Here is a 26,138-nt window from a genome sequence, read left to right as displayed (position 1 = left end):
GGAGATCCACCCATGGCTAACTTTTCCGGCGTATCTAACGTTGCATCCGATTCTCTATCGAAGATTGAGAAGATCATGCAGACCATCACCCCTGCATCCGTCGCGGCAGCCACGGCAGCTGAGCAAACATTCACAGTACCTGGCTTGCAGCTTGGAGACTTCGTGGATGTTACCCCGCCAGGCATCACCGCAGGCGTAACCCCGTCCTGCGCACGGGTGAGCGCACTCAACACCCTGGCTATCACGTTCATCAATCCAACAGCAGGCGCATTGACGCCTCTCGCGGGCGTTTACCAGATCCAGCTGAATCGGTAAATAGCTTGAAACGTGACAATCAACTTTGATTGGTACAGAATCGCGCTACAAACCGACTTGGGGCGGTTCCCCATGCTGATTACTTGGATGCCAAGGCCATGACCGAAGAAACGACTCAGGTGCATACAACCTCGCAGGAAGCGGAATCGACGCAGCCGGACGTTACCGATGAGCTGGACCAGTCCACCAGCACCACCGAAGGCGATACCAACGCAGACGATCAAGCCGGAAACACAGAGGAAGGGAAGGATCCCAACGGCTGGGCACTGAAGCGAATTGGCGCGCTGACGGCGAAGACTCACCAGACAGAGCGGGAACTACAGGCAGCCAAAGGCGAGGCCGAACGTTACCGTTTGCTGGTGGAGCAGATGCAGCGAGGCGAAGAGACTGCGCCCGTTAATGTCCCTGGCGAGCCACAGGACATCGACGCTCTAGTCAATAAGCGCGCGGCAGAACTGTCTCAGCAACAAGCAATGCAGGAGCGCGGACAATCGGTGGCTAAGGTAGGGGCTGAGTCTTTCCCTGACTTTGACGGCGCCGTGAAGACACTGGATGCACTCGGAATCACCAATGAGCAAGTCCAATCCCTTCTGGGCATGGACGACGCACACAAGGTGATTTATTCGCTAGGGAAGAACCCTGACGAAGCAGTGCGCATCCTGTCGCTCTCTCCATTGCAGCAAGGCCGGGAGTTGGAACGGTTGGCGGCGAAGCCTCTTCCCGTTGCGCCTCCCAAGGCTGTGTCAAAAGCACCTGCACCAATCGCGCCCATTGATGGCACGGCAGCCGGCGAGGTTGACCCCTCCAAGCTGTCGATGGCTGACTGGGCAAAATGGCGGGAAAAAACCGCCAAGACCCGTTTCTAAGGATATAAATCATGGCAAACGCCCTGCTCACCCCTAGCATGATCACCCGCGAAGCATTGCGCATCTTCAAGAACACGAACCTGTTCTTGCGCAACATCGACACGCAATACGATGACAGCTTCGCCAAATCTGGCGCCAAGATCGGCGACACGCTGCGCATCCGCCTGCCGAACGAGTACGTCACGCGTACTGGTAAGGTAGCGACTCCGCAGGACACCGTAGAGCGCTCTGTACCGCTGACTGTCGCCACTCAACAAGGTGTGGATGTCGCCTTCAGCTCTGCCGAACGCGCGCTGTCTCTTGACGATTACAGCAATCGCATCCTGCTGCCAGCGATGAACACTTTGGCGGGCACCATCGCCACCAACGTGATGCAGTCGGTTGAGTCGTTCAGTAACCTGACTTTCAAGGGTCGTAACGCTGACGGCACCGGCACCATTGCTACCCCTGACGCGGGCGCATGGCTTGATGCTGGCGCGCTGTTGGATAACACCAGTACTCCACGCATGAACGCCCGAGGTAACCGCAAGGCAATCCTCGATCCACGCACCCAGGCCCGCACCGTCACCACTCTTGCAGGCCTGTTCAACAACCAGCAGAAGATCGGCGACCAATACAAGTCAGGCGAGATGGGCATGGACACCCTGGGCTTCGACTGGGGGATGGATCAGACCGTAATCAAGCACACCAACGGCTCCTACACTGCTGGCGCTGTTGCTGGTGCTGGCCAGACTGGCGCCTCGCTGACCGTTGCCGCAACCACGGGCACGTTTAACAAGGGTGATGTGATCTGCATCGCTGGCGTCTTCGGCACAAACCCAGTTACCAAGCAATCGACCGGCGAACTGCGCCAGTTCGTGGTAACTGCGAACGTGGCTTCCGGCGCTACCACCATCCCGATCTACCCTTCGATCATTCCAGGCGTGGTTGCCTACGGCACCGTGACTGCATCGCCTGCAAACGGCGCGCTGATCACTCTGGTGGGTGGTGCTAGCACTACCTTCCGCAAGAACTTCGTCATGGACCCGATGGCTGTAACTATGGCAACCGCTGACCTTGAGCTGCCACGTGGCGTGCACGAGGCTTACCGCGAAACTTACGACGGCGTAAGCCTGCGCTTCGTGACTGCTTATGACGTTGTGAATGACAACTTCATTAGCCGTTTCGACGTTCTGTACGGCTGGGCTACCGTCCGTCCAGAGTGGGGCGCTGCTGTAGCTGACATCCTGTGATTACAGGGGTCTAAACTGGTGCTGTGCATAGGGGCCATGTTGGCCCCTTTTCCCATCAAGAGGTTTTCAAAATGAGCAATCAATACCCAGCGTGGCGTTATCACAAAACCCAGCCTGCCGTTATCGTTGCAAGCTCTGAAGAGGCCAAGGATCTTGGCAGCGGCTGGCATGACAAGCCGGTAAAAAACGGCACGACCGAAGTAGACGCTTCCGTCTCTGGCTTTGATGTCGATGATCAGCCAGCAACAGTGACCGGCGATGACGTGTTCGACGAGTTCCTGGCCGCTAATGGCATGGACAAGGTTTCGGCTAAGGTCCAGGCGATGATCCGCACCGCTTACGATCATGTTCCTACGGGCACCGGCACCATTCCAGCGGTCGAGTATGGCCACCCAGTCGGGCCGCAGGATGAAGTGGTTATGGTCGACAGCGAAGTAGCCCGAAAGGCTCTGCTTGAGCAGGCAAAGGATCTAGGCGTGAAGGTTCACCACGCGTCCAGCTCCAAGACGATTCAGGCGGCGATTGATGCATTCACCGCTGTCAAATCCTCTACCCCGGCAGCAAGCACCGCCATTCCTAAAGACACTGATATCGAAGACGGGGAGTAAGCCCAATGACAACGCCAGTCGAGCTGATCAACTTGGCTTTAAAACAGGCTGGCGTTCTTGGCGTAGGGCAGACAGCCACCGCCGAGGACACTTCCGACGCTTTCAAGCTGCTAAACATGATGCTGGCCCAATGGTCGGTTAAGCGAAATGTTGTGCACCAGATCATTGATTCTGGCTTGCCAACCACTGGCGCGCAGACGTATAGCGTTGGTATCGGAGGAGATTTCAGCATTGCCAGGCCATCAAAGCTCGTTGGCGTTTATTGCCGACAGTTAAACCCCCCATCGCTTCCTGTTGATTTCCCGATAGAGCTTCTACAGTCAATGTCGGATTACGGCAGGATAAGCCTCAAGACGATGGCTTCCATGCCGGTAGCCGCCTACTACGACCCTCAGTATCCACTGGGGGTTTTGCACGTTTGGCCGGTGCCCATTACAGGGTATGAGATGCACATCCTTGCCTTGGTGCCACTGGGGCAGTTTGCGACCCCTTATGACGACATAATCCTGCCTGCTGAGTACGAAGAGGCGATTATGTACAACCTGGCCGGGCGCCTCTGCTCCTTCTACCAAATTCCCATTCCGCAAGGCGTGGTACAGCTGGCCGCTTCAGCCTTAAGCACTATTCGCATGGCCAATATTCAGGTCGGGAAGATGTACATGCCTGACAATCTGGTTTCAGGTGGAACCTACAACGTCTATTCGGATAGATGACCATGAAAGTACCTCTAACGACGGGCGCCTATCAGTCAAGAAGCGTAATTGCGGCTGCACAACGGTGCGCGAACCTGTACGCAGAAAGGAACCCTGAGGGTGAAGAGTTCCCTGTCACCTTCTACCCTACGCCTGGTATGCGCCTGCTCTCGCAGTCAGCCCATAACCGTTGGCGCGGGCTGTATGTGACTACAACAAACCTGCTGTTCGGGGTTGTTGAGCAGTCTTTCGTGAGGATCAACGACGACTTCTCGCTCACCGAGGTCGGCAAGATCGATTCCAATGCTGGCCAGGTCTACATGCTGGATAACGGAAACACATTGGTGCTGGTCGACGGAACCAGCGCCGGGTACATGCTTGACCTTGCAAGCATGGAGACCTCGCGCATAACTGATCCTGCTTTCTACGGATCAAATCGCATTGACTTGATCGATGGCTACATGATCTTCAACCGCCCAGGAACCAAACAGTTCTACATATCGCTGCTAAACCAAGTGGCCTTTGACCCGCTGGACTTCGCAAGCAAGTCGGGCTCTCCCGATCTTCTGGTAGCCGCCATTGCCACGCGCCGCAATCTTTTCCTCTTCGGCGAGCAAACGACAGAAATATGGACCAACACTGGGGGCACCGACTTCACGTTCAGCCGCCTATCTGGCGCGTTCCTACAGTTCGGCTGCGCGTCTGCTGCTTCCCTGGCTCAGGCGGACGGCAGCATCTACTGGCTAAGTCGCTCTCCGCAAGGCGAGTGCATGGTTCTGCGCACGATGAACTATGACCGCGAGCGTATAAGCACGTTCTCGATCGAAAACGAGATTCAGGGCTATGCCAGGATCGACGACGCCATTGCCTACATCCACCAAATGTCCGGACATATCTGGTACGTACTTACCTTTCCTAGCGCCAACAAAACTTGGGTTTATGACGTAGCAACTAGCGAATGGCACGAGCGTTTCTACCTGAACGAAGACGGTACAGAGTCTCGCCACCGTGGCAACTGCTTTGCGTTCTGGAAGGGCGTTCATGTGGTCGGGGATTACCAGAACGGCAACCTCTACGCGCTAGACCTTGACGTTTACAACGACAATGGCAATGAAGTCCGGCGTATCAGGAGCTTCCCACACTTGGCAGACGACGGTACGCGCATTGTTTACAAGGAATTCAAGGCCGCAATGGAGGTGGGCGATGCTACCTACACCCAGGCCGCAGAACTTCGCCTGCGCTGGAGCGATACCAAAGGCGCTTCTTGGGGATCTTCAATCTCAACAACGCTTGGTGAGCGCGGTGATTACCTAAAGGACTGCCGCTTCCTTCGCCTCGGCATGGCGCGCAGCAGGGTCTTTGAGCTGTCTTGGAACGCTGACTGCCCTACAGCACTGAACGGCGCCTACATTCAGGTGCAGAAGGCCGCCACATGAGCGTAGAGAGCCAAGTGCCGGACGCGGGCACGCCGATATTCGACAGGAACGGCTTCATTAACCCTGTATGGCACCAGTTCTTCTTCACGCTGCTGCGCCGCACAGGGGGAACTGTAGGAGTAGATAGCGGGAGTGAGACGGCGCGCATAACCAAGGTCGAAAAGCGGATTGAGACGGCTGAGCAAGCCATCCAAGAAGAGGTCCAGGTTTTTCCAAGCCTGGATCAGGTTTTTCCAGAGTTCATATTCCCTCAGCGGCCAAGAAGTATCGACGAGTTCCAGCAGGTGGCTACGCACGGGCTCCAATACGACCCGGATCTACACGATGTTGTGAGCCCATCCAAGAATGGGTTCATGTCGTCAGCCGACAAGACAAAGCTCGACGGAGTTGCTGAAAACGCAACCGCCGTGACAATCCTCGGCACCGTCTCTCAAACGGGCGGCGTTCCTACAGGATCGGTAATTGAGCGAGGCAGCAACGCTAATGGCGAGTATGTGAAGTTTGCAGATGGGACAATGATTCAGAAGCTAGTCATTTCCTCGCAGAGCATTGCGGTCACAGGCGCTTATGCAGGCGTATTTTACGGGCCAGCCGCGCTGCTTAGCTGGACATACCCTGTTGCTTTCGTAGGGACCATGCCAGCTGCCCGGCTTGATGCTTACGCTTCGCCACACCTTGCTTTAGGCGCCCTCGCAGGCGCTCCAAGCCTAACAGCGGCAACGTTCGTAGTTAAGGACGAGCAAACATACACGGCTAACTTCAATCTAACCTACACGGCGTTTGGGCGCTGGTTCTGAGGATTATTCCATGAGCATCAAGTACAGAGAGCTGATCACGGGCGCCACCTTAACAGGTACGGCGTCTTCGCTTTATGTGGCCCCGCCGCTTACTTCGGCTGTCATTCACGCAGTAAGCATCTTCAACCCTACGGCCTCGCCAATAACCTTTGACCTGTACAAGGTAACGGCAGGCCTGACGGCCGGGTCTCCGACTAAAATTAGCTCAAGGATTGTCCCCCCTGGTGCCGTAGTTACATCGAATGAGGCGATCAACCACAAGATGGAAGCAGGCACGCAGCTTGCTGCAACTGGGGCCGGTCTTACATTGAACGTTTCAGGCGTAGAATACATTCCAGACTAAACCGCCAGAGGAATAGAAATGCGCAATTTTCTACGTATAGGCCAAGGTACAGACGTTATGCCGCTGCTTGCGGCTATAGCGCGTAAGCCGGAGCTGTGGACTGCTGACACCTACCTTCGCGACTACCCCCAAGGGCCGTTCGGAGAGGTTGACTCGATCATCCTTCGATTCCCTGAAAAGTCCGTTAAGGAAACAGAGGCCGAAGTTCTTGAGCATCTAAGCGCATACGATCAGCACGAGTGCATAGATCAGCCAGCTTATGCGCAGCTGCCAGAGGCGCGCGCGCTTATCATGGCTTTGATGTCGTACGTCGGCGGCACACGTCTTGGCCGCGTAATGATCAATCGTATCAAGCCAGGCGGCGTGATCTTCCCGCACTGTGACACTCCTGCGCATGCTGAGTACTGGTCTCGCCACCATATTTGCTTGCAAGCAGCGCCGGGCGTTGTGTTCCGCTGCGAAGAAGAGAAGGTGTTTATGGCGCCTGGAGAAACTTGGTACTTCGATAACGCCCTGGAACATTCCGTCACTAACAATAGTAGTATTGATCGCATCTCAATGGTCGTCGACATAAGGTGCGCATGATGGAAACAAAATCAGAAATCAAACGTGGAAGCCCAGGTATATACAATTCTTGGCGTGGAATGCGTGACCGATGCAACCGGAAAAACAGGGCTGACGCTCATTGCTACTCAGCGAAGGGGATCACTATCTGTCAGGAATGGGATGATGTTCGAGAATTTAAGCTTTGGGCATTAGCTAACGGTTATGAGCCGGGATTAACAATCGAAAGAAAAGACGGATCTCTCGACTATTGCCCCGAAAATTGCAAATGGGCAACGAGACTCGAACAGGCCAGAAACATATCAAGAAATCGTATATTGACCTTTCAAGGCTGCTCTCTATGCATTGGCGAGTGGGCACAAAGAACTGGTATTGCATACGCGAATATCATTGCCCATATAGATCGCCTAGGTTGGGATATTGAGAAAGCCTTGACAACCCCGAGCGGATCTATTCCTAGCGGACCAAAAAGGAGTCGCGCATGATTACCGTGATGGCTGAAACGTTGGCAGAGCGCCTTGAAGAACTGAAGCCTATGTTCCCGTTGCACTTTGCGGAGCTGGCACTAAATCAAGACAAGGTTCCTCTTGACCCGCAGTATGAGATCTACCTTGAGCGCGAGCGCCGTGGTGAAGTGATGTTTCATGTTGTCCGTGAAGAAGGCCAGATCATCGGCTACTTCGTCGGGTTCGTTGCGCCAGGGCTGCATTACCAGACCTGTCTAACGCTGATCCTGGATATTTTCTGGATTCATCCAGGCCACCGAGGGAACGCTGCCGGTTACAAGCTATTCAAGTCTGTGGAAGCCGACGCCAAAGCGCGCGGCGTACAGCGCATGTTCGTAGGATCAAAGGTGCACCTTGACGCCTCATGGCTCTTTGAGCGGTTGGGCTATGAAAAGGTGGAAACGTACTATTCAACCTGGCTTGGAGACTGAACCATGGTCGCAACAGCAGTAGTTGGCGGCGCAGTAATAGGCGGCGTTGCCTCAAACATGGCAGCAGACAAGCAGGCCAAAGCTGCTAACAAGGCTGCTGATCAGTCAGCTGAAGCAGCAGCACAAATACGCGCTGACCTCACCCCGTACAACAACCTTGGGCAGCAGGCCATAAACCCGCTCTGGTCGGCTATGGGTTACAACGTCGACGCACAGGGGAACGTGACCCAGAACCCTAATGCAACCCTCCAGCAGAAGTTCTCGTTCAACCCAAGTGATTTGGCGTCAACGCCTGGATACCAGTTTGCGCTTGGTCAGGGCTTGAAGGGCACCAATAACGCTCTAGCGGCCCAAGGCCTGGGGCTATCTGGTGCGCAGGCCAAAGGTCTTTCAACCTTCGCTACTGGCCTTGCTGACCAGACCTACAACCAGCAGTACAACAACGCGCTGTCGACGTACAACACCAACTATCAGGTGGCATCGAACAACGTCAGCAACTTGCAGAACCTCGTTAACACCGGGCAGAACTCGGCTGCGCAGACGGGCCAGGCGGGTCTTGCTGCCGCCAATACAGCGGGCAACTACCTGACGCAGGCAGGCAATGCGAACGCGGCAGGGATTACCGGGACGGCAAACGCAATTAACAGCGGCGTCAACAACTACATGCTTTACAACGCTCTCTACAAGTGAGGCCCGACTATGGCTATCGACGCATCCATTCCGCTGTCCACGTCGGGTAACGGGAACCTTCTTCAAACGCTCATGGGCGCTACTCAGCTGCGCGGTATACAGCAGCAGCAGCAGGCCAACGTAGCCGCGTCTCAGGCCTATAAGGAAAATACCCGGCCTGACGGAACAATCGACTATGGCGCTCTCACAGCGGCTCTGTCGCAGGGTCCGGCTGCCTACAACCTGCCCCAGATCCAGGCGCAGATAAACGAGGCGCGCAACAGCCAGCTGAATTACGACAAAAACAAGCTGGAGCTTGCCCAGAAGCGTACAGACCTTCTTTCCGGTGGTTTCGGGAGTCTGCTTGCATCCGGGAATATCACGCCTCAGTCAGTGATGCAGCTGGCTACACAGGGCATTAAGCAGGGTCTTTTCTCACCAGAAGAGGCGGTTAATTTCACTTCAGATATGCCCACAGATCCTGCCGCTCTGGCCAACTGGGCGAAGCAAAAGTACGTAGGTTTCAGCACTGACGCTGACCGACTGAAAACGATTATGCCGCAGACACAAGTCATTAACTCTGGTGGCCAACAGCAGCTTATGGCGATTGACCCTACTACAGGCCAGCCTCGCGTAACCGGCGTGGTGAACAACACCATGGCGCCAGGAGACGCCAACAGCCTTGTGCAGGTCTATGACCCTGTAAGCCAGTCTATGCGCATGGTCACAAAGGCTCAGGCAGCTCAAGCGGCCCAAGGTGGCTCACCAATCGGCATGGGTGGCGCGCCGCAGGGTGATGGTTCGCTTGGTAGTGGCAGGTTGAACCCAATCACCCAAGCTCCAGGCATACAGGCTGCTCCATCTCTTGGTTCCGCCGAGGCGGCTGCTGTTGTCGGCAAGGGTGCAGCGGAACAATCCTTGAACCTTCAAAGTCTGGCAAACGCCGCACCTCAAACCATCTACCAGTTCCAGAATATGCGCGAGGCATTGAAGGACATCAACACGGGCCCAGGCACTGACTGGAGGAACCAAGCGAGCGCATTTGCCCAAGCGCTTAGCCCTACTGTTGCCGCTGCTATCGGCATTGATCCGCAGAAGATCGCGAGCGCCGAAGAGTTCAAGAAGTATGCAACGCAGGCAACGCAGGCAACGCTTGCGGGTCTTGGCGAAGGCACCGACGCGAAGCTGGCTTCAGCAGCATCCGCCAACCCAGGCACAACCCTGTCCAAGCTCGGCAACGAACAGTTGATAGATGTTCTTGTGTCTGGTCAGCGCGCGATTGTTGCCAAGAATCAGGCTTGGCAAAACAGCGGGTTGCCACCGGAGCAGTTCAATAAGTTCTCAAGCCAGTGGAACAAGGACGTGGACCCGCGTCTGTTCTCGCTTCAGGACATGCCGCGCGAAAAAGCTATTGCCATGCGCAACAGCCTGAAACCTACCGAGCAAAAGGCATTTGACGCTTCCTACAACAAAGCTGTGGCACAGGGGCTGATCCAGAGGATAGGACAATGAGCCAATGGGACGCACTGATTCAGTCTGCTGCGCAGAAATACAACGTCGACCCAAAGCTCATTGCCTCGATAGTGCAGACAGAGAGCAGCGGAAATCCCAAAGCCTATAACGCCGAATATGGTGCTTCCGGGCTTGGCCAGCAGATCCCAGCGACTGCAAAAGCGCTTGGCATTGACCCAAAAGACCCAGCTCAATCCATTGAGGGCGTGGCTAAGTTGCTGGATGAGAACTTGAGCCGATATGGCAATCCAGAGCAGGCGATTCTGGCTTATCACGGCGGCACCAATCAGGCGGCATGGGGGCCAAAAACGCAGGATTACCTGCGCAAGGTCTCTTCTAACTACGGAGCGCCACAAGTGGCCAAGCCAGCTGAAAATGACTTTGCGGCACAAGACTTTTCCGCGCCGGTAGCGGGCGCATCTACAGCGGCTGACAACTTCGCAGCCCAGGACTTTGCCGCGCCTGCTGTGCAAGCCCAAGCGCCTCAAGTTGCTCAGCAGGTTCCAGCGCCTGGAGCAGCAGCCGCAGCGCCGCAACCACAAAGCCAGGGCTTAGGCTCAATGGCGATGGATGGGCTGGCCAAACTTGGCGAGATCGGCGTAAACAACGTCAACGCGGCAGGTCGAGGAATCAGTGACGCACTCGATGCTCCTGCTGAATGGCTGGCAAGCGGGGCTGAAAAATCGGGCCTGACGGGCTTGTTATCGAAAGCTGGCGTCAATATGCCTACATACGATCAGCAGGTTGCATTGAACGCCCAAAGCCGTGCTGATTACGCAGCCAGAAATGGAGGTGGCATTCAGCAAACTGCCGGTAGAACACTCGGCAACATCCTCGGCGTTGGCGGCCCTATTGCGGCAGGGGAAGCAGCGCTTGTTAAGGGTGGCACTTCATTGGCAAAAGCAGCCGGTAATCCAGCCGCTCTGGAGGCTGTAGGCGGCTTCCTTCGTGGCCAGGGTGGCCTGGCATCAAGGTCGGTCTACGGTGCTGGACAAGGCGCAGCTGCTGGCGCGCTGTTATCTGGTGGCCAGCCAGATACGACCCTGGCTGAGTCGGCAGGGTTGGGCGCGGTTCTGGGTGGCGCGGTTCCTATTGCAGCATCGGCCATCAAAGGCGGTATCAATGCTGGCCGCGCGCTTATCGACCCATTCACAGAGGCGGGGCAGACGCGCATCGCGCAAAACACCCTTGAGCGATTGGCGGGCAAAGGCAATACAACGCCAGACCTGACGGCCTATGTTCCAGGCTCTACGCCGACACTTGCCCAGGCAACTAACAACACGCGCATCGCTGGCATGGAGCGAGCAGCAATGAACAAAGACCCTGAAGCCTTGACGGCGCTCAGGGACACAAACAATGCCGCGCGCATGGCGCATCTGGAAAGCATTAGCGGGACGCCGACAACACTTGCTGACGCAATAGCAGCCAGGGAGGCCGCAGCATTACCGATGATGCAGGCTTCTTTGCAGAATGCCAGGCCAGCCAATACTAATCCCGTGATCAAGCAAATTGACGACATTCTAGGTAGCCCTGCCGGGCAGCGGGATGCCGTCGTGAATGCTCTGGGTAAAGTGCGGTCAAAGCTGGATCTAGGCGCCAACGGTGCACAGTCTGACGTAGCCCAGCTGTACGGCGTCAGGAAGTCGATTAACGACCAGCTTGAGACGGTAGCAGGCCGAGACAATTCCGCGTCTCAGCAAGCTTCACGAGAGCTTATACAGGTCCGCGACAGCCTTGATAAGGCGATGGAAAAGGCTGCACCTGGATTTGCTGCTTACCGTCAAACCTATGCAGATATGTCAAAGCCAATCAACGCCCAGACGTTCCTGCAAAACGCAAAATTGACTGACCAGACTGGCCAGGCGCCGACGCTGGCCAAGGTCAATAACTTGCTTGATCAGATCAAGAAGCAGCGCGCCGCGCCCGGTGCAAATGATGCAAAGGCTATTTCTGATCAGCAGTTGGAAGGCCTTAAGGCATTGCAGATGGACTTGCGGCGTCAGGCAAATTCGAACAAAGGCATGCCGCCAAACTCTGCAACCGTGCAGAACTTGGCAATGGCAAACATGATGCAATCTTTCTTGCCCGGCGCGCTAGGCAGGATCCCGCTTGGCCCTGAGGCCGTTGGGGGAGGACTAGGTTATGCGCTCGCCGGTCCGGTTGGCTCGGGTGTTGGCGCGGCTGCTGGTAACGCCCTGCGACAGTCCATGGCGGCGCAGAACTCACAAATTGAAGCTCGCTTAATTGACTTGCTTACTGATCCTACTACGAAGCTCGCCAGGTCTCAGAGTGGTGCCACGAACGGCCTTCTCCAGAGGCTTATGGCGCCTGCCAGTGTTTCCGGGGCTTCTCAAAACAGCAACAAGAACTGACCACCACCAGACCCAGAACGCGCCGCGCGACGGGTCGACAATGATTGCAACGGCTTCGGCCAAAATAGACATTTGATCACCGGAGTAATGTATGAGCGCCATTCTACTGCAAAACGGGAAGCAGGCTTTCACGGATGTGAATAGCAGGCCGCTGGTTGGGGGGAAGGTGTACTTCTACGCCCCAGGAACAAACACCCCCAAAGACACCTGGCAGGATTCGGCGCAAACGGTTCTGAACACAAACCCAATAATCTTGGATGCTCGTGGCGAGGCATCGATTTATGGCTCTGGCCCATATCGTCAGGTTCTCAGGGATGCAAGCGGCGTACTAATTTGGGACGCCTTCATCCCAGATATCGCCGAAACCCTTCAAGGCGCAATTGACGATATCTACTCAAAAAGCGCCGTGCAGGTTACGAACGTCGCGGCGGTGCGACTGCTCAGCAAGCTGGTGTACACCAAGGCTCAGACGCTCGGTTACAGAAGCGCGAACGACGGCGGCAACGGCTTCTATTACCTTGACCCAAGCGACACCACGAGCGCGGATAACGGCGGGACAATCATCGTGGCCGCTGACGGTGGCCGCTGGAAACTGGTGGTTAATAATGGTCGCGTAAACGTTCTTCAGTTCGGTGCGTACAACGACGGAGGAACCGACTCCGCCCCGATGTTCCAGGCCGCTGCAAATGCATCCAGGCAGATATTCGTTCCTGCTGGACGCTACCAGCTTGATACGACTGTAAACCTACGGGGCGGCACATACCTTGAGGGTGCTGGGCGCGAGCAGACCGTTCTGGCCCGAACCATCAACCAAGGGCACACGTTCATTATCGGATCGGATACTGACCACGCTAACAACTTCAAAATCAGTGGTTTCTGGTTCTACAAGGAGCAGCCTTACACGTCCGGGACAACCACCACCATCAAGTGGCCGGTAACGCCAACATCTCGCTACATCCAAGTCAATTACGGCCAGGATTGCGACATTGTGGATAACTTCTTCCACAACATGCCTTATGCCATCTGCTTTGCAGATACGTCGCTACTGCGAATCCAGCGGAACAACTTCTTAGGCATATGGGACACCCAAATACCAGGCCTTCAGGAGGGCATCGCGGCCATTTATTCCGCTCAAGGTGTTGGCTATAACGCGCTGATCGATATCAGCTACAACCACATTAGCGGCGGCTATTTTGCCCTGAACCGTACCAAGACCATCGGCACCACTACCTACGTGGTTAACGAGCAAATCGGGCCGCGCCTCGGTATTTATTCGGAAACCGCCGAAGGCCTCAACATCCACCACAACTACCTTGGCGGCCAGTCGCAATACTGCATTGCAACCTCCAACATCAACATTTCCGCCCAGCTAAAAATCACGGATAACTTCTTTGACGGCGGCCGAGACGGCACTATCAGGCTAATTTCCGGCACTAACCCGGCCTTCGTGTTGCTCGACTTCCAGATTTGTCGGAACGGCTTTAACGGCCAGTTGGTTAGCCCTGAAGCCATCAGCTCGACATACACCGGGGGCGTTCGCTCCGCCAATACCGGGCTTATATCCGAGAACGTATTTGAAAACCACCTCACTGCACCTATTTCGCTTGATGGTGTAGCGGGAGTCACGGTCAGCGACAACCGATCCCAGGGCTATAATGCTCGTGGTGGCGGAGTTGGGAACCCTGGGTTCTCAGCAGGGCTTCTTATTGGCGCTAATGCCCTATCAATCACCACTGACAATAACGCCTACGGTGGCGGTACAAACAACCCAATGGGAGGCAACAACTGCCAGTGGGGCGAGTACTGGCTTGCTGGGTCAACAGGCTTCGCAACCAATCCAAAAACAAACGGTGTTGGGCTTGGCTTGGCGGGTGGCGGCCTGATCGGCAACTTCGGTGATCAAGACCTATCTCAGATAACTGATACAGCAGCTGGCAACTACCAGATGCTCCAGGGGCAGCAGACTTACATTCGGGCAAAAACCGTATCTGCAACGTCTTCTGTAGCTCTTCCGCTCTCTCCCTATGCAGGAATGACGGTACTCATCAAAGATGGCCTTGGCGTTGCTAACACTTTCCCACTGATCATAACCACGAGCGATGGTTCGACCATTGATTTTGCTGCATCTCAAAGCATCGCCAGCTCATATGGTTTCGCTCGCTACAGATTCAACGGGGCGCGCTGGAACAGAGTCGGATAACGGAGGCAAAAAATGGATAACACAACACTTGCGAGCGCTTTAGGAATCCCCCTTAAGCGCGCTGAAAAATGGGCTCCAGCGCTGACGCTAGCGATGGATGGCGCCTTGATAAATAACCGTCTCAGGGTATGCGCGTTTCTAGCCCAAATTGGACACGAATCGAACGGGCTTTATTACGTGAAGGAGCTGGGCAACGACGCCTATTTTGCGAAGTATGGACAAGGGAAACTTGCAATTACTCTCGGCAATACTCAGCCAGGAGACGCAAGCAAATTCTGTGGTCGAGGATTGATTCAGATCACAGGGAGGGCCAACTACATAGCGTGCAGCCTGGCCTTGTTCGGCGACTTCAGACTCTCAGAAAAACCAGAACTTTTGGAACAGCCGGAATGGGCTGCCAAATCTGCCGCATGGTTCTGGAGTACACGGAATCTAAACAGCCTTGCAGACGCCAAAGACTTCGAAGGCATTACGCGTCGAATCAATGGTGGCCTGACTGGCCTGGAGGATCGAAAGGATCGATACAAGCTAGCCTTGAGCGTAATAGCTTGAGCGCGCTTATGCTGGCCCTCAAAGCCATCCCAGGATGGGCGTTAGTGATTGGCGTGCTAATCCTCGCGCTTTGCGCTGGAGTTACCGTGCAGACGATCCGGCTAAGCGAATCGAAGGCAGAATATGCGCAGTACGTCGCTACCGTTGCAACCGAGTCTGAAAAGTCTGAAAAGGTGGCGCGGGAGACCGAGAGAAAGCACCAAAACGATATCGACGAGGCTAGAAATGATGCTCAGAAACAGAAGGTTCTTGACGATGCTCGCATTGCTCAGCTTGCCGCTACTGGTGACAGCATGCGCAAACAAGTCGGTGGCCTGCTCGCCGACAAGTCCGCCCTCAATTCCAGACTTGCCGCAAGAGGCAAGACAATCAACGACCTTACCGATTTGCTCGCCAAGCTGCGCCAGCAGGCTGACGATTATGCGGGAGAGCTGGCGGGACAGCTTGATGCAAGTCGTAGGGCCGGATTCACCTGTGAGCGAGCATACGACGCCATAGCGGGAAAGAAGTGAAATAAGGGTGGTCATGATGGCTGCCCTGTCACATAGGAGTAGGGCCAATGATATTTGATCAATACCCGCTGCTCGGGGTCTGGACTGACCTCTACGCGACCACAGGTATAGCAAGCACTTCAAGACTTGCTATCCAGAACAAGTCGGCAAGCCCGGCCCTAGTTTGGGAGGGCTCATCGCCGCCAGGCATCAATGGCGGCGACAACAAGCATGGGTTCCTGCTGTATATCGGAAGCGATCCATATGTGACCCAAGCCAATGCTGGATGCTGGATTCTACATGCCGAGCCAGCTACCACTTCCCGTGGGCGTCTTTGCGTGCAGGAGTACACGCCATGATCCTGCCAATCTGGATGCAGAGGGTTCTAAGCTCAGGTCAGTTTGTGCCAGGAACGCCGCTCGCTAAAACGCTAGCATTTGGCACGGCCTACCAAGCCGATGTTCCTACGAAGCCCGCGTTCGTTTCCATAATCGTTGATGTAAACCACGTGGTCACAGTTGCTGGCGCATTATCCGACGAGCTTGAGTTGCGAATAGGGCCGGACGTTAACGTAGTCGCGGCAACGAATCCGACTGGCTACCCGGTGGCCAAATTCAAAAAGAGCATCGTTGGCATAGCGATCACTGTGGGCCTTCAGATAGGCCAGACAGGCCAGATGGCTACCGCGATACCTGCTGGCTGGTATTACGGCGTACGGAGGATTAGCGGCACTGCTGCGACCATCAGCAGCGCCATGGTTCAGCCTCTAACGTCCACATAAACGAAGGGCGCCATCTAGGCGCCCTTTTTCACTGTTGGTTACTCATCTTCGCAAAGTAAAACTTCTGGTCATTCACCCTCAAGACATACCAGTCCTTGTCCATCAGGATCCCCATGAGAGCGTGAAATTTTAAGGGCATAAAATCCCCTCCTTGATCAGCAAGTCAATTGTTCGGAATGCTCCCTCAGCGTGGTAAAGACGCAGCTCCGTACGCGGGATTCCGATATCCCTTCGGCCGTCTACAGCATCATGGCAATAGGCGCAGCACCATGCGCCTTGCAGGTTGTTCGGCTTGATGCCCACGCCACACGTACCTGCCATTCGGTAATGCGCCAGAACCACGGTCTGCGTATCGTTCATGCAGCCGGGCAAACGAACCTGGCAATCTCGTCCGCGCGCCGCTCTGGTAAGTCGGTCCTGGCGGCTCACGGCTCAACCCTCCGCACAATCTCAATGATCTCCAGAACGCCCTTCTTGTAGCCTTCTGGCTTCTCGATCAGGCCGCGCTCAAGAAGGCTTATCAAGCCAGCCTTCCCAATAACTGCATCGCGCGACCTTTCGTTGCATACGTCGCATGCCCATCTGCGGCCTTGGAGTTCTTCGATTCTGCTCATTCCACATACCAACCTTTCGATGTAGGAATAAAGGTGTTGTTCTGAAACATATTGAACTGCGCAGAAGGCGAGCAACGAAAAGATCCGCCAGCAATAAAGCAGTCATGAATATAATTTCTCGAGCCAAGCACAAAAATGTCGGAGTCTATTTCGACGCCACGCAGAGACTGATTATCAAGCAAGACAAGAACCCCTGCGTCCTTTGCCGCATTTCCAAGTAACCTGGTGAAGTCTTTGTGAGATTCTACGATTGACTCATGTTCTGATTTCCGTACAAGGCCAATAGCGGACAATAATTTATCGATTTTTTTCATGCTCATTTCAATAACTCCACGGTTTTAGAATTAAATTGCCCAGGAACCCCGGTGCAAGAATATTCATTACGAAAAAGCTCCCATCTGTTCGGCGGCGCCCATGGCTTCCTCTTCACTGCTGAAGTGCGAGGAAAGCACTAAGCGCCAGCATGCGTTGAACACGTCCTTGTAGAGCGAGCTGAAGGCAAGGTCATCCATGCGGCCCCAGCTGATCGACTTGGCTACTTTCTTCACGCCGTCAGGCGTCATGACCAGGTCGAAGTGCCCGGCGTCGATCGTGATGAACTCGCGGAATGCTTCACGGCTTTTGTCGACGGCAGGGAATCGTTCTGCGCGTTCTTTTTCGAGCTTGCGTATGTAGGCCATAACTGCGTGCGTCAACTGGCCAGGTCGGTCGTTCATTTCTTCGAAGTACTTGGCCAAGCCCTCGATTCCACGAAGCTCCTGGCGCGGCACCAGGCCGCCAGTGGGTTCGAAGTATTGGTATGCCAGATCCAGCAGTGCGAAGAACTTCCCGTGCAGCTTGGCGTTGCGCATCTTCTTGAAGTCGCCGTGAATCGTCGCGCCGAACTTGATCTTGCTGACCAGCTCGCGATCCGCTTCCGTAGCGCCGATAAGTCCGTTGGCTGTGCGTACAAGGGCAAGATCCATAATCAGCTCGTCAGGTCGATGATTTGTTGGGTGCGCTCTTCCATGATTTCATAGAAGCGCGCCACTTTGGTTTGCAGCGTGGTGATCATGGCTTCATCACGGTACGTACGCTTGTGGAACAGCGGCATGCCAGGGTAGAACGAGGCGAATTCCAGGTGGTCGCGCTCGCTCAGCCAGATACCGACCTGGCACTGCACCATGTGTTCGGCAGGGATTACGCCGCCGAGGATCACTTCGACCTGCAGCTTTGGAAGCTTGGTCTTGATCTCTACCAGGCCGTCGTCGCCCACAAGGCCATCAGGGCTGTAACCGCAACCGTGGTTAAGGATGATCCCGCAGTCCACAATATCGATGCCCAGTCGCTCGCTGACGAACTTGCGCGCTACTGGTTCCAGATCATGGCCCCTTTCAGTAGCTCGATTCCCCTTAAACCCTTCCAGCTTTTCGCCGATGAAACGCTCGCCGATCAGCTCATGCATCATGGTGAACGCTTCCACGCCAAATCCAGAAGGGTGCTTACCTTTGACCAATAAGCAGTGCATGTTGGAAGCGGTCAAAATCCCACAACGGGCCGCCTGCCATGCATCGCTACCCTGCTCGCAGTTCAGGTAGGTAGGGCCGCTCATTGGACTGGCTCGATATAATGCTTTTCAGAAGGCCCATAAAATGCAATTTCCAAATATGCAACAACTTTCAAGGCGTCCCTTTCGGAAGGAGCAGTGGCAGCAGCATTTGGGATAGTGCCATCACTCATTGACTGGTACCCGACGCCACCCAAAGGATTTTCATCTCCAGGAATTCCAGTGCAGTACAGCTTCTTGGAAGAGTCTTTATTATCCAGCTTGTATACGTAGTATTCGCCGCTCATACATCACCTTCCTGCGCCTGGGCGTTCTTCTGTGCTGAAGTGGTCAGCTGGTTTAGTACGGTGTCGAAGGCGCTGCGCTGGATTGAGCCAACGTCCGGGTACAGCTTGTTGAACTGGACCTGGGCTTTCTCGCTGCACTTGACCAGCAGGGCCTTTAGCTGGCGAACTTGGATCTCGGTAATGACCGGCTCTTGGTTTGAAGGCACCGCTGAGTAGGCGTCGTCGTCTTCGCCGCGCGTAGTGATGTTCAGCAGTGCGCACATCACGTATCGCTTGCCGTAGCTGGTAGAACTGCCCACGGCCTGCACGGCGTTCTTGCTTCCGCTGGTGTCGATTGGCAGAAGCATAGTGGTCTGCTCGCGGTGCCCGGCTCGATGCATCAGAATACCGGTGACGCTCAGGCCGGCGGCTGCATGCTCAACCTTGAACGAGATAGCGAAACCATGGGTCTTCATGATCGGCTTCACGATGTCGCTGATGTCTTCCAGGGTCGCGTACTTGATGGTTCCGTGACCTTTGGCGCGCTCGGCAATGGTCGGTATCTCGCACTGCATCTCGGCCATGGCGGCGTTGAATGCAGACTCAGCATCGCGGGCCATAATTCGTTCCTGCATGGCAAGCATGCGTTCCAGAGCGTCCATGTTGATGTCTGGCATGGTTGCCACCCGCTCAACGATGTTCATGAAAGACTGGGCTGGCGATACCTGTGCGATTTCGTTTCGTGGTTCGTGTTGGATAATTTCGCTATTGCTCACGGTTTTATTCCTTGATCACTGTGCTGCGTTATCGGGTTTGTTCGCTTTCTTCTCGGCCTTCTCGATCTGCTTTCGCAGCCAGTCCATACCGAGCTGTTCGCGGAAGATCTTCCAATGCTCATCGCTGAGCCTGATATTGCGTAGTGGTGTGCGCATGTCGCCTCCTGTTTGTGTTCTGGTAATGTACCTACCAGTGAACCTACCGTCAAGCACAAAAAAGCCCCAGCTTTTGGCAGGGGCTTCAGTGTTTCAGGGCTGAATTAGATAGTGAGGTCTTCAAGCCTGGCGATCACGGAGTATTTCGGCTCCGACTCAAAATCAGTCACCTCCAAGCCTTCAATAACTTGATCGTCCATCAGGCGCAAGGCCAGGTGACTTGCGCGGTCTTCATCGATCTTGAACCGCTTGGAGAGCCACGACAATTCGAACTCTGTGGCATGCAATACCACTACCTGCTGGACTTCGCTGTAGGTCAGCTCGCCGTAGATGTCTGGGTCATCTTTGGTCTCGACATCAACATCGGCCTTTCCAGCCCGCACGATTTCATACTGGCCGCTTTGGTCAGTGCCAACGAACTTAACAAGGCCTTCGCCTTCGAACAGCTTTAGAAGAGCCTCGGCTTTGTCAAAGCCGATTTTCATCTGGTTCTGAAGACCGGCGAATGTTGCGTTCTGCTGGATGGTAACGAAGTCGCGCGCATCGGCGATGAGCTTTGGAGTTAGCTCAATTTTCTTTTCGGCAGATGCTTTTGGTTTTTGCTCGGTCTTTTTCTTACTGGCAGGTTTTTCGCCATCAAGTGGCAAAGAGCGCTGATCCTTGTCCGACTGGATGTCGTCCATGCCGTCGCGGAACTGGCGTTCGTATAGGGCGATGACCACTTCGCCTTTGTCCTGAACCTTGGATATCAGGTCGTTGTAGTGGTCTTGGTCGCTCTTGATGATCGCCGTGAAGTTGCCATTGGAAACTTCCAGCTTCTTGCAGGTTGCGATCACGAACGGCGTACCGGCACTTGCAAGGGCGCGGGCAATTGTCATGGCCAGGTCGTTGTAAGCGGCAGTCAAATCGGCAAGTACTGCGTCCTGCTGCTGCTCGCCCATCTTGTCGTAGCCGACTTGATATTTGCGCATCTGATCGCGGGTGGCGTTGACCATCCCATGGACGATGAGGCGCGCGTCCCGTTCGATTGGTGATACGCCGTCTTTTGCAGCGGCGGCGATAATGGCGCGTTGTTCTGGAGACATTTGGTTTTCCTTCTCGGTTAGTTAATTCAATGCAAAAAAAAGCCCGCTCTAGTCAATGCCTTGGTCAGACTCCCATCTGTGGTCGACCAGTGCCGGGGAGGCTTGATCACAGATGGAAACAAGGCATTGCTACAACGGGCTTGTCCCCGGCACATGGTCTTATTGCTTCGACTGTCTGACGGTCTTGGCGGGAGTGATAATGCTACGACGATGATGAACTTGCAATAGCTTCGCGCATGCGAAATTTGCGTAGACGGTTTCGTCCGTTTGTACGTGCGCAGCATTTGCAGAACCGATTTCCCCTAGCATCTACTCCTGTGTTTTCAGGCGTGTATTCGTGTCCGGCGTAGCAGTGCGACTTGATGAGCCGCCGAGTCTTGATACAGTAAAAATCACTCATCACCCACACCCTTCGGAGGAAAGTCCGTGTAACTAGCCAGGGTGCAGGCATGCTTTGACTGAATAGCGAACACCTCGATCTTTTCCACCTTGCGGCTCAGCAGATCGCGCATGGCCTGCGGGTTAGCGTAGCCAAGTCGCTTGCCGGAGAACTCGACACGCTCACGGTAAGAAACGGCCTCGATATACGACAACAGCTCTTTCATGTCGCGGACCTTTATCGATACTTCATCGAAGCCACGGCCTTCTGCCCGCTGAACTTCCGGTAGAAGCCAGCGCGCGGTTTCCTCGGCAGAAGCCTTGCGGGTGTCGAAGTGTTTTGCGTGGTTGGCACTCATGGCATGGCCCTCCCTATTTCGGCGGCGGCTCGGACGATTGCGCGACGGGTGGCAGCTTCTGGGTTGGGCTTTGCATCTTCGTAAAAATTACCTCGAGAGCAGGCAAAAACAGTTGAGTCAGTGATCTCTATGTTCATGCCCAGCTTTACCGCCAGGCGCAGCGCATCGCCGTCGTCGGTCAGCGGATCCCATACCAAGCCCTTCGACACAAAGGCCTCTCGACTAAAGTTACGTATTTGCTTGAAATGGTCGCGGCGTGAATGGCTCAATGTTTTGTACTCACCATCAATTCCAGCAGCCTTGGCCGCCAGTTCAAGCAGTTCGCGATCGTTCATTTTTTCACCTCGCCAAAGTAGCCAATCTCTTTTCGCCAGTTATCTAACGCTTCCTTTTCTGTATCTCCTACAGCAACCGCAAACACCTGATTGAAGCTGCCTTAAACCTTCACTTTCTTGGCTTTCTCATTCCAGGTCACAACGATAACGGGGATCATGGCCGTACCGCCCGGCTGGCCATGTACATGTCAGCGATGGCTTGGCGTTGGCTCTGGATCAGTGCCTGGGCCTCACGGAGTTGATCGCCTGCCGCAAGATTGGCCTGTCCATTCACAAACGCCGCATGTTCCAGCGAATGGATACGCAACTGGAGGTCAGTATTGGCCTGTCGGCAGTTCATCAACTGAGCGCGGGAAAAGATCTGTTCCTGGCGCAGAGCTTCAAGGTGTTCTTCAAGCGCCGACTCAAAGTCGGACATCTTCGCCCGTGGGCTGAATCCCTTCTTGATCGTCTTCTTCACGCCTTCCAGATATTGGTACATCGTGTGCTTGGTCTCTTCTGTCTTTGTGTTCACGGTTATTCTCCTGATCATGGATTTCAGAATGGTATGGCGTAGCTGTTCCATTCCTTGTAAGCGGCGATAGGTGTCATGCCAAAGGTTCTTACGAAGAACCCATCAGAGTGTTTTCCCTCGCAGGTCCACCAGTGGAAGTACTGGATTGACTTGCTGATCTTTATTCTCGGTTTCATCTTGGCTCCCCTGTTTTGGTCGTTTACTTGCGTTTTGGCGTGATGCCCACTCCATGTACTGCTTGGCTAAATCTCCTGCTGATTTCACTTCCACCTCAATCCAGCAATGAGCTGCTGGCGTATGTGCGAGCTCTCAACGGCTCTGGGGGTTCGTAATCTGCTGACAGGTCGCTAAACGAGCTGTACTTGCCTTGGTAGCGGACCTTCTGCGTGAAGGGCGGAAAGTCACGGGCAGCAGCACAGATGATCTCTGCTACACCGCGATGCTCTGTGTTCGCGTGATAAACCTCATCTCGGTACACGAAGAAGATGGCGTCTGCGTCCTGCTCGATCGAGCCAGAGTCGCGAAGGTCAGACGGGATAGGCCGTTTGTTCTCGCGCTTCTCCAGTTCGCGGTTGAGCTGCGACAGCGCAATGACTGGGCATTCCAGCTCCTGGGCCAGCAGTTTCAGACCGCGAGTGATGTTACTGATCCGCTGAACAGCGTTTGCCCGCGGGTCGTCGTCGTCAACCAGGCCAATGTGGTCAACGATCAGCAGGCGCAGCCGCTTGCCCGTGGCTTGCTTATGCTTCTGCGCAAACCGCCTGGCCACCGAACGAATCTGACTGATTGTGGCGCTCTTGCGGGCGTAGATCTCCAGGGGCGCGTCGACGATCTTGGATGAGGTTTCAAGTATTTCCTTTGAGTGACTGGTAAGCGCGGCACCGGACTTCAGCAGATCCATAGGTATCCCGCCAAGCGAAGAAAGCGATTTGTCCATGATCTGCGCCTTGGTCATCTCCAGGCTGTACACCAGGACGCTCTCACGCTGCGTTACAGCCACGTTGTCGGCTATGTTCATGGCGAAGGTGGTCTTACCCATCTTCGGCCTGCCAGCTATCACGTAGACGGCTCCGTCCTTAAGGCCTTGGATCTTCTTGTCGAGTGATGCGATGCCAGTGCTGAGCCCATCGACTTTCCCGTCCAGGCTCTGGCGCCGCTCCAGTTCCTCAATGTGGCCCTGCAGGATATTGCCCACCGATACCGTCTCGGGCGCCGATGACTCCGACTGAATGCCCATCACCTCCGCCTGGGCCTGGGCGATCTTGCTTTCTGTCGAGCCCTCACCGTAGGCAATTTCGTGGATGTTGTGCGCGACTTTAGCCAGCTCACGGTCAACACTGCGTGACAGAACGATTCCGGCGTATGACTTGGCGTTGGCTGCGCTCGGCGTATTGCGGTACAGATCGCCAAGGTATCCAACCATCAACATGCCGTTGGCATCGGCGCCGATCTGCTCGGCCACGGTGATGATGTCGACCGGGATGTCAGCCGACCGGCAATCAATGATTCCCTGGAACACCACACGGTTATCAGGGAAGAAGAAGTCCGACGACTTGAGGTCAGCGCTCAGGATGTCGACCAGCTCAGGCTTGATCAGCATGGCGCCCAGTACGCCCTGTTCCGCTTCCTGGCTGAATGGCTGAGGTAGCAGGCTTTCGTAGTCGGTCACGATAAAGTCCCTTCCAGCAGCTTTGTGGCGACTTCAGGTCGAGTAAGGAACTCAAGGTCAGCTTTCCAGCCTCGGTCGTTCTGGCCGCGCCAGTGCGAGTTTTCCAGGCAGTCGTTGAAATAGGCTTCCCAGAAAGCCATGCCGTGTTCTTTAAATGGGCGCTTGTTCTTGATCTTCAGGTTGAACAGAGTCTTGATGTTTGCCTTGCGCTTCGGAGTCAGAGCAATTGCACCCTTGAATGTTTTCCCGCAGACCTCGTTGTACTTATCAAAAATCGCTTCATACGGGATGTCTTCCGCTTGCGGATGACGAAGTGTTTCTTCCTTCTCTGTATTACTTAAGCTTGTATTCTTCCCTTGCGTGTTTTCCGAAGAACCTTCTACGTGTTTTCCGAAGGGGTTCTTCGTGTTTTCCGAAGAAGTATGAGGGCGAGGAATGATCTGAATAATCCGCTGAACAGTCCTGACGCCCTGGCGTTTCTGTTCAACACTTACAAACCCCTTCACCGCCAGAGAACTGATGATCTCTGAAACCCTGGAATTGGAGATGCTGAACATTTCAGCGAAGTGCGCGTTGCTGGCAAAGCAACCGCGCTGGAGCTTCGACAGGCTTTCAATCTCGACGTACATCAGCTTTTCGCCAACCGTCAATTCTTTGGTCAACCATATTTCGGCGGGTATCCATATACCCCTGAAGTCACGATTGCTTGACATGGCTTTTCTCCGATATAGACAAATTGAATTCTTCCGCCATTCGCTGCCTGTCAACTGCTACAGCGGCATACACGTGTTTCCAGTTCATCTTGCTGAAATGAAAAGGTTTGGCTGGCTTGAACCCAAGGTTTATGCCGGCTTCTATCAATTTGTGAGCCTGATTTATGGTTATTATTCCTGCGGCAACACTCTCTCTGAATTGGATGCGCTCAGCCAAAACGCTGAAATGCAAATCCCTTTTCTGGTTATTGCAGGTGTTGCATGCGTACATGACATTTGGCGGTAGATCATCTCCACCATGCGCGCGGCATACGATGTGCTCAACGTGCGCCTTCCGGTTTCCAAACCAGGTCTCGCCGAGCTCTGTTCCGCAATATCCGCACCGACCTTCCTGGTACAGAAACATCCAGTCCTTGAACATGTCAGAGAACGTGAACATCCCATCTTTCCTTCTGTAGCCAACCGGTCCATCAAAGCCCGGAAGAGCGCTCGGGTCTTTTGCGTAGACGGGGATTAGGGCTGCCTTAACCATCTCATTTGCTCCCGTATACAGGCTTGTCTCGCTTAACCTTTCCTTTCGTTGCTGCTTCTACGTGAGCCTGGCGAGTTTTTGGGACCTCATCCTTCCACAGGTATACGGCTGCAGCTGTCATGCCTAGGGCTTCTGCTGTCTGGCGTACGCCTCCAAAGTAATCGATCACATCTTTGGTCTTCATTGGTGACTCCTTTTGGTTGGTGTGAACAGATTATGTCTTGAAAATAATTTTATCAAGTCTCTTGACGAATATTTATGGATGTACCAGTATTCGTCTCAAGCCAAGGCGCACCGCCTGGCAAACCGTGAAAAGGAAATTGAAATGGCTACTCGCAAACCAGCAGCTTCTACCCTCCTGAAAAAAGCCCAGGAAGACATCGCTAAGCTCACAAAAGAGCTGGAGTCTTCTAAGTCGAGCCTGAAATATTCGCAAGATCGCGCCACGGATCTGAACAAGGAAGTGGAGGAGCTGCACGCCTTCTTCGACGTGTTGCCGAACAGCATCCCGCGCAAAGATCCAGAACAGTATGTTCAGCGCTCAGCAATGACTCGCATGGCCGCCTGGCTCGCTACCAAGTAATCAGGAGATCCAAACCGTGAACGAGAAAGCGCAACGCGAGAAGGCAGAGGAATGGCTTGATCAGAATCTGATCCGTTTCCCGCATGAAGACGGCGGCAAGGTCCGGGTGATGAACGCCCAGTGCCAGGAGATGTTCGACACAGCTCTGAGCCACGCCAAAGATCCAAAGTACAACCTGATCGCTTGGAGTCTTCTGGAGCGCGCCAAGGGCATCGTAGACGCCTTGGCCATGCATGATCAGCTGG

35 protein-coding genes are annotated in these 26,138 nt (G+C 54.6%); 19 read left to right on the top strand and 16 right to left on the bottom strand.

The features are described from left to right. Window positions 1-12 precede the first annotated feature (12 nt). From L8I05_RS28870 to L8I05_RS28790, 17 genes are all read left to right on the top strand, one after another. On the top strand, window positions 13-315 hold the full coding sequence (locus L8I05_RS28870) for a hypothetical protein (protein ID WP_242176584.1): 303 nt from the start codon (window positions 13-15) through the stop codon (window positions 313-315). Window positions 316-413: 98 nt separating this feature from the next. Next, a complete protein-coding gene (locus L8I05_RS28865) occupies window positions 414-1,181 on the top strand; it encodes a hypothetical protein (protein ID WP_242176583.1) in 768 nt (255 codons plus the stop codon). A gap of 11 nt (window positions 1,182-1,192) precedes the next feature. Continuing rightward, a complete protein-coding gene (locus tag L8I05_RS28860; protein WP_242176582.1) occupies window positions 1,193-2,413 on the top strand; it encodes a P22 phage major capsid protein family protein in 1,221 nt (406 codons plus the stop codon). 71 nt (window positions 2,414-2,484) lie between these two features. Next, window positions 2,485-3,021 (top strand): hypothetical protein, encoded by a 537-nt coding sequence (locus tag L8I05_RS28855; RefSeq protein WP_242176581.1) that lies wholly within the window; start codon window positions 2,485-2,487, stop codon window positions 3,019-3,021. A 5-nt stretch (window positions 3,022-3,026) separates the two neighbouring features. After that, on the top strand, window positions 3,027-3,734 hold the full coding sequence (locus L8I05_RS28850; RefSeq protein ID WP_242176580.1) for a hypothetical protein: 708 nt from the start codon (window positions 3,027-3,029) through the stop codon (window positions 3,732-3,734). A gap of 2 nt (window positions 3,735-3,736) precedes the next feature. After that, entirely contained in the window at window positions 3,737-5,149 is a 1,413-nt protein-coding gene (locus L8I05_RS28845; RefSeq protein ID WP_242176579.1) for a packaged DNA stabilization protein, read from the top strand. Then, window positions 5,146-5,946, top strand: a complete 801-nt coding sequence (locus tag L8I05_RS28840) for a hypothetical protein (protein WP_242176578.1) — start codon at window positions 5,146-5,148, stop codon at window positions 5,944-5,946. The genes L8I05_RS28845 and L8I05_RS28840 overlap by 4 nt, the downstream gene beginning before the upstream one ends. 10 nt (window positions 5,947-5,956) lie before the next feature. Continuing rightward, a complete protein-coding gene (locus L8I05_RS28835) occupies window positions 5,957-6,289 on the top strand; it encodes a hypothetical protein (protein WP_242176577.1) in 333 nt (110 codons plus the stop codon). A gap of 18 nt (window positions 6,290-6,307) precedes the next feature. Next, window positions 6,308-6,874, top strand: coding sequence for an aspartyl/asparaginyl beta-hydroxylase domain-containing protein (locus L8I05_RS28830; RefSeq protein WP_242176576.1), 567 nt, complete (start codon window positions 6,308-6,310; stop codon window positions 6,872-6,874). Window positions 6,875-7,334: 460 nt separating this feature from the next. Further along, a complete protein-coding gene (locus L8I05_RS28825) occupies window positions 7,335-7,790 on the top strand; it encodes a GNAT family N-acetyltransferase (RefSeq protein ID WP_242176575.1) in 456 nt (151 codons plus the stop codon). A gap of 3 nt (window positions 7,791-7,793) precedes the next feature. Next, window positions 7,794-8,480: a hypothetical protein gene (locus L8I05_RS28820; RefSeq protein ID WP_242176574.1), complete on the top strand. Its 687-nt coding sequence runs from the start codon at window positions 7,794-7,796 to the stop codon at window positions 8,478-8,480. 9 nt (window positions 8,481-8,489) lie between these two features. Beyond that, window positions 8,490-9,971, top strand: coding sequence for a hypothetical protein (locus L8I05_RS28815; protein ID WP_242176573.1), 1,482 nt, complete (start codon window positions 8,490-8,492; stop codon window positions 9,969-9,971). Further along, window positions 9,968-12,343, top strand: a complete 2,376-nt coding sequence (locus L8I05_RS28810; RefSeq protein ID WP_242176572.1) for a transglycosylase SLT domain-containing protein — start codon at window positions 9,968-9,970, stop codon at window positions 12,341-12,343. The genes L8I05_RS28815 and L8I05_RS28810 overlap by 4 nt, the downstream gene beginning before the upstream one ends. A gap of 91 nt (window positions 12,344-12,434) precedes the next feature. Further along, window positions 12,435-14,543 carry a glycosyl hydrolase family 28-related protein gene (locus L8I05_RS28805; protein WP_242176571.1) on the top strand — a complete coding sequence of 703 codons (2,109 nt, stop codon included), beginning with the start codon at window positions 12,435-12,437 and terminating at the stop codon, window positions 14,541-14,543. Window positions 14,544-14,555: 12 nt separating this feature from the next. Further along, on the top strand, window positions 14,556-15,095 hold the full coding sequence (locus tag L8I05_RS28800) for a glycoside hydrolase family 19 protein (RefSeq protein ID WP_242176570.1): 540 nt from the start codon (window positions 14,556-14,558) through the stop codon (window positions 15,093-15,095). Window positions 15,096-15,103: 8 nt separating this feature from the next. Beyond that, complete coding sequence (locus L8I05_RS28795; protein WP_242176569.1) at window positions 15,104-15,607, top strand: DUF2514 family protein; 504 nt, start codon at window positions 15,104-15,106, stop codon at window positions 15,605-15,607. Between the two features lie 334 nt (window positions 15,608-15,941). Continuing rightward, on the top strand, window positions 15,942-16,367 hold the full coding sequence (locus tag L8I05_RS28790) for a hypothetical protein (protein WP_242176568.1): 426 nt from the start codon (window positions 15,942-15,944) through the stop codon (window positions 16,365-16,367). 129 nt (window positions 16,368-16,496) lie between these two features. On the opposite strand, the gene L8I05_RS28785 is transcribed toward L8I05_RS28790, so the two are convergent. From L8I05_RS28785 to L8I05_RS28710, 16 genes are all read right to left on the bottom strand, one after another. After that, window positions 16,497-16,796 carry a DUF1364 domain-containing protein gene (locus tag L8I05_RS28785; RefSeq protein ID WP_347341623.1) on the bottom strand — a complete coding sequence of 100 codons (300 nt, stop codon included), beginning with the start codon at window positions 16,794-16,796 and terminating at the stop codon, window positions 16,497-16,499. After that, a complete protein-coding gene (locus L8I05_RS28780; RefSeq protein WP_242176567.1) occupies window positions 16,793-16,981 on the bottom strand; it encodes a hypothetical protein in 189 nt (62 codons plus the stop codon). The genes L8I05_RS28785 and L8I05_RS28780 overlap by 4 nt, the downstream gene beginning before the upstream one ends. Then, window positions 16,978-17,301 (bottom strand): hypothetical protein, encoded by a 324-nt coding sequence (locus L8I05_RS28775; protein WP_242176566.1) that lies wholly within the window; start codon window positions 17,299-17,301, stop codon window positions 16,978-16,980. The genes L8I05_RS28780 and L8I05_RS28775 overlap by 4 nt, the downstream gene beginning before the upstream one ends. A 60-nt stretch (window positions 17,302-17,361) precedes the next feature. Then, window positions 17,362-17,946 carry a DUF1367 family protein gene (locus L8I05_RS28770; protein ID WP_242176565.1) on the bottom strand — a complete coding sequence of 195 codons (585 nt, stop codon included), beginning with the start codon at window positions 17,944-17,946 and terminating at the stop codon, window positions 17,362-17,364. Window positions 17,947-17,948: 2 nt separating this feature from the next. After that, window positions 17,949-18,572 carry a lambda exonuclease family protein gene (locus tag L8I05_RS28765; protein ID WP_242176564.1) on the bottom strand — a complete coding sequence of 208 codons (624 nt, stop codon included), beginning with the start codon at window positions 18,570-18,572 and terminating at the stop codon, window positions 17,949-17,951. After that, window positions 18,569-18,814 (bottom strand): hypothetical protein, encoded by a 246-nt coding sequence (locus L8I05_RS28760; RefSeq protein ID WP_242176563.1) that lies wholly within the window; start codon window positions 18,812-18,814, stop codon window positions 18,569-18,571. The genes L8I05_RS28765 and L8I05_RS28760 overlap by 4 nt, the downstream gene beginning before the upstream one ends. Further along, window positions 18,811-19,569 carry an ERF family protein gene (locus tag L8I05_RS28755; RefSeq protein ID WP_242176562.1) on the bottom strand — a complete coding sequence of 253 codons (759 nt, stop codon included), beginning with the start codon at window positions 19,567-19,569 and terminating at the stop codon, window positions 18,811-18,813. Before L8I05_RS28755 ends, L8I05_RS28760 begins: the two co-directional genes overlap by 4 nt. Before the next feature lie 15 nt (window positions 19,570-19,584). Further along, entirely contained in the window at window positions 19,585-19,725 is a 141-nt protein-coding gene (locus tag L8I05_RS28750; protein WP_242176561.1) for a hypothetical protein, read from the bottom strand. 104 nt (window positions 19,726-19,829) lie between these two features. After that, on the bottom strand, window positions 19,830-20,810 hold the full coding sequence (locus L8I05_RS28745) for a hypothetical protein (protein WP_242176560.1): 981 nt from the start codon (window positions 20,808-20,810) through the stop codon (window positions 19,830-19,832). A gap of 392 nt (window positions 20,811-21,202) precedes the next feature. Further along, window positions 21,203-21,547 carry a hypothetical protein gene (locus L8I05_RS28740; protein WP_242176559.1) on the bottom strand — a complete coding sequence of 115 codons (345 nt, stop codon included), beginning with the start codon at window positions 21,545-21,547 and terminating at the stop codon, window positions 21,203-21,205. After that, window positions 21,544-21,882: a hypothetical protein gene (locus L8I05_RS28735; RefSeq protein WP_242176558.1), complete on the bottom strand. Its 339-nt coding sequence runs from the start codon at window positions 21,880-21,882 to the stop codon at window positions 21,544-21,546. Before L8I05_RS28735 ends, L8I05_RS28740 begins: the two co-directional genes overlap by 4 nt. Before the next feature lie 154 nt (window positions 21,883-22,036). Next, window positions 22,037-22,396: a hypothetical protein gene (locus L8I05_RS28730; RefSeq protein WP_242176557.1), complete on the bottom strand. Its 360-nt coding sequence runs from the start codon at window positions 22,394-22,396 to the stop codon at window positions 22,037-22,039. A 271-nt stretch (window positions 22,397-22,667) separates the two neighbouring features. Beyond that, window positions 22,668-24,065, bottom strand: a complete 1,398-nt coding sequence (locus tag L8I05_RS28725; protein WP_242176556.1) for a replicative DNA helicase — start codon at window positions 24,063-24,065, stop codon at window positions 22,668-22,670. After that, complete coding sequence (locus tag L8I05_RS28720) at window positions 24,062-24,778, bottom strand: hypothetical protein (RefSeq protein ID WP_242176555.1); 717 nt, start codon at window positions 24,776-24,778, stop codon at window positions 24,062-24,064. Before L8I05_RS28720 ends, L8I05_RS28725 begins: the two co-directional genes overlap by 4 nt. Then, window positions 24,762-25,310 carry an HNH endonuclease gene (locus tag L8I05_RS28715; protein ID WP_242176554.1) on the bottom strand — a complete coding sequence of 183 codons (549 nt, stop codon included), beginning with the start codon at window positions 25,308-25,310 and terminating at the stop codon, window positions 24,762-24,764. The genes L8I05_RS28720 and L8I05_RS28715 overlap by 17 nt, the downstream gene beginning before the upstream one ends. 1 nt (window position 25,311) lies before the next feature. Continuing rightward, window positions 25,312-25,494, bottom strand: a complete 183-nt coding sequence (locus L8I05_RS28710) for a Cro/CI family transcriptional regulator (protein ID WP_242176553.1) — start codon at window positions 25,492-25,494, stop codon at window positions 25,312-25,314. Window positions 25,495-25,572: 78 nt separating this feature from the next. Between L8I05_RS28710 and L8I05_RS28705 the strand changes: the two genes are divergently transcribed. Together L8I05_RS28705 and L8I05_RS28700 are read left to right on the top strand one after the other, a co-directional pair. After that, window positions 25,573-25,893 (top strand): hypothetical protein, encoded by a 321-nt coding sequence (locus tag L8I05_RS28705; protein ID WP_242176552.1) that lies wholly within the window; start codon window positions 25,573-25,575, stop codon window positions 25,891-25,893. Window positions 25,894-25,909: 16 nt separating this feature from the next. Further along, window positions 25,910-26,138, top strand: a 229-nt coding sequence (locus L8I05_RS28700; RefSeq protein ID WP_242176551.1) for a hypothetical protein, incomplete at its 3' end; no start/stop codon positions are given.

This window comes from Pseudomonas sp. MONT-RG-20F-20-E-7-02, assembly GCF_022662395.1.
In the GTDB taxonomy this organism is placed as follows: Bacteria; Pseudomonadota; Gammaproteobacteria; order Pseudomonadales; family Pseudomonadaceae; genus Aquipseudomonas.
The sequence above is the reverse complement of the archived record's forward strand: the minus strand, read 5'-3'. Positions and strand labels throughout refer to the sequence as shown.